The sequence below is a fragment of the Thermogutta sp. genome (assembly GCF_014359955.1).
Classification (GTDB): domain Bacteria; phylum Planctomycetota; class Planctomycetia; order Pirellulales; family Thermoguttaceae; genus Thermogutta.
Genome location: NZ_JACIYL010000173.1, coordinates 1 through 6992 on the forward strand (window position 1 = coordinate 1; position 6992 = coordinate 6992).

Below are 6992 nucleotides of genomic sequence, written 5' to 3' on the forward strand. Positions count from 1 at the left end.
CCCTATACCGTCGCTGAACCCGGGCATTCGGGATTCGCACTTTGCCAGGCCGTCGGAAGGGGGCCTGGCGAGCTTGGAGGCCATTTTCCCCGACAGTGCGTGAGCTGTACACCGGCGCTTTCTTGCGGGCCATATTTTGTCAGTGACGACTTATGAAAATCCACGAGTATCAGGCCAAGGCGTTGTTTCGAGAGTTTGGGGTTCCTGTACCCGCTGGCAAAGTGGCGGAAACGCCCGAGGAGGCGGGCCGCCTCTTTGACGAGCTAGCGGTGCCACGAGCGGTGATCAAGGCTCAGATTCATGCCGGGGGAAGGGGAAAGGGAACGTTCCGCGAGTTCCCCGACCAGCACGGGGTGCAACTGGTCGCATCTTCGGAAGAGACCCAACAGGTCGCCGCCCGAATGCTCGGGCACACATTGGTGACGGCCCAAACCGGCCCAGAGGGGCGGGTGGTTCGCCGCGTCCTTATCGAGGAGGCGACCAACGTCACACGCGAACTGTACGTGGGCATGGTGGTGGATCGGCAGCGGGAATGCCCGGTTATTCTGGCTTCTGCGGCCGGTGGAATGGATATCGAGACGGTGGCGGCTACCCAACCAGAAGCCATTTTTTATGAGCCGGTGGACGTGAATTTGGGGATCCGCCCCTATCAGAGCCGGAAATTGAGCCAGAAGCTGGGCCTGGGACAGGGCGATCCTGCCCGGCAGTTAGAAGCCGTCCTCCGGGGGATTTCAAGAATTTTTGTGGAAAAAGACTGTAGTCTGGTGGAAATCAATCCCCTGGGAGTGACTGCCGAAGGGCGAATCTTGGCAATGGACGCCAAAATCAATTTTGACGATAACGCTGCGTTCCGGCATCCGGAATGGAAAGAACTCCGAGATGTCCATGAAGAAGATCCCATTGAACTTCGAGCGAGCGAAGCTGGATTGAGCTACGTCAAGCTTGACGGGGATATTGGGTGCCTCGTGAATGGGGCGGGTTTGGCGATGAGTACGATGGACCTGATTATGCTCCACGGGGGGCGTCCGGCCAATTTCCTGGATGTGGGCGGAGGGGCGGACCTCCATCAGGTCATCGAGGCATTTCGGATTCTTCTCGCTGATTCCAAAGTGAAAGCGGTGCTGGTCAACATATTCGGGGGCATCATGCGGTGCAGCACGATTGCGCAGGCACTTGTGGAAGCGCATCGCACGGTAGGGATTACGGTTCCAGTGGTCGTTCGCTTGGAAGGAAATGAGGTGGAACAGGGGCGAAAGATCCTGGCAGAAAGTGGCTTGACGATTATTCCCGCGAGTGATCTGACGGACGCTGCCCAAAAGGTGGTCGCCGCAGCAGCGGGACGGTGATGGGTTTGCTTTCAGGGGAGTGTCTGCTCTGGATATTGCGGAAAACGATTCCGTTTATAAGCAGAGTCGTATCATCGGAGAACGCGTTTTTCATACATTTTCCACGCGGTTTTTTCTATGAGCATCCTGGTTAACAAAGGCACGCGGGTCATCTGTCAAGGGATCACGGGGAAGGCTGGGAGGTTTCACACTCAGCAGTGTCTGGCGTACGGCACGCAGGTGGTTGGAGGGGTCACGCCCGGCAAAGGAGGCACCACGGTTGACGGCGTCCCCGTATTTGACACTGTCGAGGAAGCTGTACGCTCGACGGGGGCCGACGCGACGATGATATTCGTGCCCCCACCATTTGCGGCCGACGCCATTCTGGAAGCCGTCGATGCGGGGATTAAGCTGATCGTCACGATTACCGAGGGGATTCCTACGCTGGACATGATCCGCGTCATGCCGGTTGTCCGCCGGGCCGGCGCCCGTCTTATTGGGCCCAACTGTCCTGGAGTGATCACACCCGGTGAGTGCAAAATTGGCATTATGCCGGGTTACATCCATCGGCCTGGACGCATCGGAGTGGTGAGCCGATCAGGAACTTTGACCTACGAGGCCGTATGGCAGTTAACGCAGCGGGGACTTGGCCAATCGACCTGTATAGGACTAGGGGGAGATCCCGTTGTTGGGACCAGCTTTGTTGATGTGCTCGAGCTGTTCGCTGCGGACCCCCAAACCGAAGGGGTTTTTCTCATCGGTGAAATTGGAGGCAATGCCGAGGAGCTCGCCGCAGAGTACATTGCGAAACACTTCCGCAAGCCGGTAGCCGCGTTTATCGCGGGAAGAACGGCCCCACCGGGAAAACGGATGGGCCACGCGGGCGCAGTCATTACCGGGGGACGAGGGACCGCAGACGACAAGATCAAGGCCTTAAAAGCGGCCGGGATTGAAGTGGCCGAGAGCCCCGCCGAGATGGGTGAGGCCATGGAGCGCGCGCTGAAAAAGGGGCGTTGATAACTTGTGACCAGGGGCAGCCAGTCGCACAAAGAACCCGCTGGTTCCCCGATCGGAGGTAGCACTTACTGGGGGTCACCTTCGAGGGCTCGGGCGAGTTTCTGGAGGGCCTCGGTCTCGATTTGGCGGACTCGCTCTCGGGTAAGGCCCAGAATCTCTCCGATTTCTTTGAGCGTTTTTGGTTGCTTGTCGTCCAGTCCAAAACGCATGCGCAAAACGGCGGCCTCTCGGGGGTCCATGTGTTTCAATTTCTCCCGAATATGGTTCAGACTGTCGTGTGTGACGAGCTCTTCATCGGGAGGGCGAAACCGCTCGTCTTCCAGCATTTCGCCGAGTGACCACCCGTTGTCCGCCTGATCCGTTTGCGGCGTCAGATTGTAGATCCGAATCGCCTTCTTGATAATGCCCAGCTTTTTACGGGGTATTCCCAGAACGCGGGCGACTTCTTCTGGTGTGGGCGTTCGCCCCAACTCTTCAGCAAGCCGGGTGCTGGCTCTCCGCCATTTGGAGAGCAATTCCACCATGTAAGCGGGAATCCGCACGGTCTTCCCGCAGTTGATCAGCGCCCGTTTGATGGACTGTTTGATCCAGTAACTGGCGTAGGTGGAAAACCGCGTGCCGATGGCAGGATCGTATCCTTCCACCGCGCGCAGCAAGCCAAGATTTCCCTCCTCGATGAGGTCCTGCAGGCTGAGGCCTTTGCCTACGTAATTCCGGGCAATATTGACGACCAGGCGGAGATTGGCCCGTACCATGCGGTCTCTCGCCACGGGATCGCCATTGCCGATGGCGATGGCGAGCTCCATTTCCTCCTCAGGAGTGAGAAGGGGAGTTTCATTGATCTCCCGGAGGTACGACTCCAGTGGTGAATGCACATCATGATCCTCGGAGTACCGTCGTTTCGTCTTGGTCTTCTTCATAGGTGCTCAGTCGGCATTGGAACGACATTGAGACTCCCTGACCCAATGAACCTATCGACCCTTGGCCGAGGTTTCCTGCATGTCGTTGGAAAACTGACAAGCTAAGCCGACGCAACCGGATGCGCCGAATGTGATGAGGAGATCAGTTTTGGCCGGTTGCGTAGATCGTGCTTGGTGTAGGGGAGGGCAGACACCACCGACCGACGCAATCAGCGGGTCTGGCCTGCGTCGCACGTCTTGCCATAACAGGGGAAACTGATAAACTGATGATAGATGGAGCCGGGCAGCCTATCCCCCGGTCGGGCGGTTGAGCCGAGTCTAACCAGAGACGACCGAGATGTAGCGCTCCGCTCAGGAACACCACCTCACCGAGTTTGGGGTGGCGGGGCTGAGTGACGCCGACGAGACGGTGATCGCCCGAGTCCTGGGGGGGACCGGCTTCCGATCAGACGCTTGATTGGAATATAAACGTACCCCACAAACGGGGATTGATCCCCCGTGGTGGGGTGATATACGGAGAGGTGGCCGAGTGGTCTAAGGCGCGGGTTTGCTAAATCCGTAGGGGTGTTCAACCCCTCGCAGGTTCGAATCCTGTCCTCTCCGTTAAGTGATGTTGTAGCAATAAGTTACGACGCGCAAGGGGTTGCATAAGGTTGCAATTGAGCGGGCTTTGGGATTCAAAGTTCCCTATCTTGCGGCCCCTTGCGGGAGCCTGCTGTGCCGCATTTTGTGCCACCCGTGCGCCGGATTCTGTGCCACTGTTCGTTTGAACACCAGTGGTGTCCGGCTGTACACGGTTCGAGTCCACTTTGGTCTTGGGCCTCCACTGGAGAGCCGCCTCATACACCGCATCCGTGGGATCCACATAATGGCGTAACGCGATAGAGGGGGTATTGCCCAACCACTTGGTGACCACGGCCAGTGGGAAGGCTTGGGCCAAGTCGCTTTCGCAGCTTGCCCGCAGGTTGTGCCAGAGTCTTGGCCAAGGTTCCAATCCCGCCCGGCGAATGATCTTCTCAAAGGTGGTTCGCAGGTTGCAGTTGATCCAGCCAGCAGGGCCTTGAGCGCGCCGGCGGTATTCTTCCGGGAACACGTATTCCGCCCCGGGTAACGTGGCGTCCCACGCCTCTTCCAGGTAGGGCTTCAGCAGAGGAAACATCGGTATGACGCGATAGGGCTTCCCCTTGCTGGCCGTCTTCGGTGAGGATACCACGATCCGGCCATCCGCCCAGTCGACGTCCGCCCAGCGTAGAGAGAAGGCCTCCGATGGGATCCGCAATCCACCGAAGCGGGCGAGGGCGATGAGAAGCCGCCACCATACGTTGGGGGCGTTCTCAATCAGCCGGAGTGTGTCCTCTACGGTCACATACACGCGCCGGCCAGAGGGATCACCCGCCCGGTGCTTCACGAATCCAAAAGGATTGCCCTGGATCAATCCCATCCGCTGGGCGTGGGCAAAGAACATCCGGGCAAACTGGAGCCGCTTGTGGATCGTGGTATCGGCCAGCCCCTGGCCCATCAGATACTGGCGGAACGCCTCCGCCTTTTCCGGCGTGACATCGGCAAGCCGACACTCCCGCCCGAAGAAGTCGCGCAGATTGCGGATCGTATGCCCCCACACAACGCGAGTAGCGGGCGTACAGGTCCCCTGGCGCGATGCCACGTAATCATCAAGGTACGGTCCCAGTTTCGCCACAGCCACGGAGTCGATCAGCCCCGCCTTGGCCAGCTTCTCTTTGAGGGCCTCACCGATCGTGTTCAACCAGGTTGCAGTGGCCTGCTGGACCGGCAAGCCGCTGATCCGGGACGCCAGCAACGCCTCCACGTGGACACGGATACTTTCCGCCGTCTTTTTGTCCACGCGGCCAAGACGAAGAGTTTTCCGCTTGCCATCGGGGGCCACGAAGAGGATCCGCCAGCCCTTGCCGTCTTTTGCTACGCTTGCCATAGAGAGCTCCTTTCTGCTTATTGGTGCTGTCAACTGCTATTGGACCCGCTAGGCTGTTACAAAGCAACCCAGAGAAAAAACGTGGAAAGAAAGTGTGGTCGAAGGCCCGGGGGTTCCCGCGGCCGTCGACAGGTCGGAACCATTGGGAAGGACCCGTGAGAGGGGGTGGGTGGTGTACAAAAAAACCCGCCCGAGTGTTTACTCAGGCGGGCCACCCAGGAGGAGCTTGGTTTTTGTAACCCGTCAGGCCCCGGCGGATTTCACGGCGCATCGCCAGTCCGCGGCGGCTGCGCCCACGTCGATATAGCAACGCCACCCGGTTCCCAGTTTATCCGGACCGGGTTCGACGGATTCAATGGTGGGCCCCTGCTGGCCATTCAAAAAGGCGACGAGAAAGCTTCCGTCGGCGGGGCCACACAAGAGATACCAGGCGGTGGGGCTGTAACCGGAAAAGTACTGATTGCTGAGCCTCGGTTCCACCTCCAACGCGATATTCAGGCCGGCGAAAGGATTACCGGCAGGGAGCTGGTCTCCGCCGGAGCGGTAAAGGTCGACACTGTTGAGCACCTGCCGGGCGGTCGCCTCCAGTTCGGGGGGCACCAAGAGCACGCGGGGCACCAGGTCCAGAGGGAGTCCATCGGCGTCTGTTTGCTTGCGTAAAGCCGCAATCGCTTCGGCAAGGCTGGTGACGCTGAGCACCGATCCCGCACCGGTGAGAAGATTGCCGTGAGTACTGGAGAAAAAGCTGGCCGGGTTGTTGAGGAGAATCGAATAGACCAGGTCGGCCACTTTCCGGGCGGCAGCCCGACCGAAGATCGTGGGAATCTGGTCGAGAATCGAAATATCATCATTGATGATGTGCTGGCGGTCCAGCATCAGCATTTTTCCGTAAGTTTCCACACGGTAACTGATCGTTTCCTCCCCGATATACGCATGCTTGATTTCACCACCAGGGGCCAGCTCTTCCAGCTTGAAATCGCCGGTTAAGCGAACACCCGTGTGATCCTTGAAATCCTTGGCCGTGACAACGCGGGCGAACGCTCTCCAGGTGGCGGGGGCTTGCTGGTATGCATCGAGGGCGATTTTGTTGGCCGCCAGCCCGAGGGCCACCGGGAGGTCCGTGGTGGAAAAAGCCGCCTTGATCACTTCATTCGTCCCGTGGGGGACGTATCCCAAATGCATCTGGCAGGCCACACTGCAGAGATCAAGGGCAGTCCGCGGCTGGTAGTGAGTGCTGGCTGTCATAACCTCCGGCCCAAATACTTTTTCCGCCAGAGATTCTCGCCCCAGAAGTTTCAGGGTGGCAGCTGCCAGAATTGACGTGGGTGAGCCGCTGGATCTGCTGGGGGTTACAGGCCCAATTACCGGCCGGTGGCTTCGCAGCTCGGCGACAGCCTTCGCGGCTTCAGGCGGCCAGTGGTTTTGGAGGGCTTGTCTGAAAGTGCCTACGTCATCTCCGCAAGCGGAGAGCAGGTCCAGGACATACTTCGCCTCAATTGAGTCACTGGGGGCTTTGTTTTCCGGGGGGGTGGGTTGAGTGTGCATATCCTTCACTCCTGTGGCCAGCATAACCATAGCCTGTTTGTCCGCTCCCACTGGGACAACGGAAACTTCACGAAGTGTTCCACGCTCGATCAAAAAGGTGTCCGATTCAAGAGTGATTGTCCGTCCGTTCACCGTTACTGTGGCTCCGGGGTCCAGCCGCCGGTATTCGGTGGCCTCGACCCCCATACTGGCTTGCAACGGGACAGCGTCCTTGAGAAGGGCAATGACCACCTGGCC

Annotated in this window: 5 protein-coding genes and 1 tRNA gene; 3 read left to right on the plus strand and 3 right to left on the minus strand. The window is 58.9% G+C overall.

Features of this window, described 5'->3' with window-relative positions:
* Positions 1-152: 152 nt before the first annotated feature.
* Both sucC and sucD read left to right on the plus strand, forming a co-directional pair.
* Positions 153-1346: an ADP-forming succinate--CoA ligase subunit beta gene (gene sucC, locus H5U08_RS07350; RefSeq protein ID WP_297031725.1), complete on the plus strand. Its 1194-nt coding sequence runs from the start codon at positions 153-155 to the stop codon at positions 1344-1346.
* A 117-nt stretch (positions 1347-1463) separates the two neighbouring features.
* A complete protein-coding gene (gene sucD / locus H5U08_RS07355; protein ID WP_297031726.1) occupies positions 1464-2342 on the plus strand; it encodes a succinate--CoA ligase subunit alpha in 879 nt (292 codons plus the stop codon).
* A gap of 65 nt (positions 2343-2407) precedes the next feature.
* On the opposite strand, the gene H5U08_RS07360 is transcribed toward sucD, so the two are convergent.
* Complete coding sequence (locus H5U08_RS07360) at positions 2408-3262, minus strand: RNA polymerase sigma factor RpoD/SigA (RefSeq protein ID WP_297031728.1); 855 nt, start codon at positions 3260-3262, stop codon at positions 2408-2410.
* Between the two features lie 515 nt (positions 3263-3777).
* Here H5U08_RS07360 and H5U08_RS07365 point away from each other — a divergent pair.
* Positions 3778-3865, plus strand: a tRNA-Ser gene (locus H5U08_RS07365).
* Here H5U08_RS07365 and H5U08_RS07370 read toward each other — a convergent pair.
* A complete protein-coding gene (locus H5U08_RS07370; protein ID WP_297031730.1) occupies positions 3831-5210 on the minus strand; it encodes a tyrosine-type recombinase/integrase in 1380 nt (459 codons plus the stop codon). The two genes, H5U08_RS07365 and H5U08_RS07370, sit on opposite strands and share 35 nt — an antisense overlap.
* Positions 5211-5453: 243 nt before the next feature.
* On the minus strand, positions 5454-6992 hold a 1539-nt coding region (locus tag H5U08_RS07375; protein ID WP_297031732.1), incomplete at its 5' end, for a Mu-like prophage major head subunit gpT family protein.

Bases quoted from the DNA above. Each gene is read 5' to 3' on its own strand.
- sucC (WP_297031725.1), top strand. From the start codon at position 153: ATGAAAATCCACGAGTATCAGGCCAAGGCGTTGTTTCGAGAGTTTGGG.
- sucD (WP_297031726.1), top strand. From the start codon at position 1,464: ATGAGCATCCTGGTTAACAAAGGCACGCGGGTCATCTGTCAAGGGATC.
- H5U08_RS07360 (WP_297031728.1), bottom strand. From the start codon at position 3,262: ATGAAGAAGACCAAGACGAAACGACGGTACTCCGAGGATCATGATGTG.
- H5U08_RS07370 (WP_297031730.1), bottom strand. From the start codon at position 5,210: ATGGCAAGCGTAGCAAAAGACGGCAAGGGCTGGCGGATCCTCTTCGTG.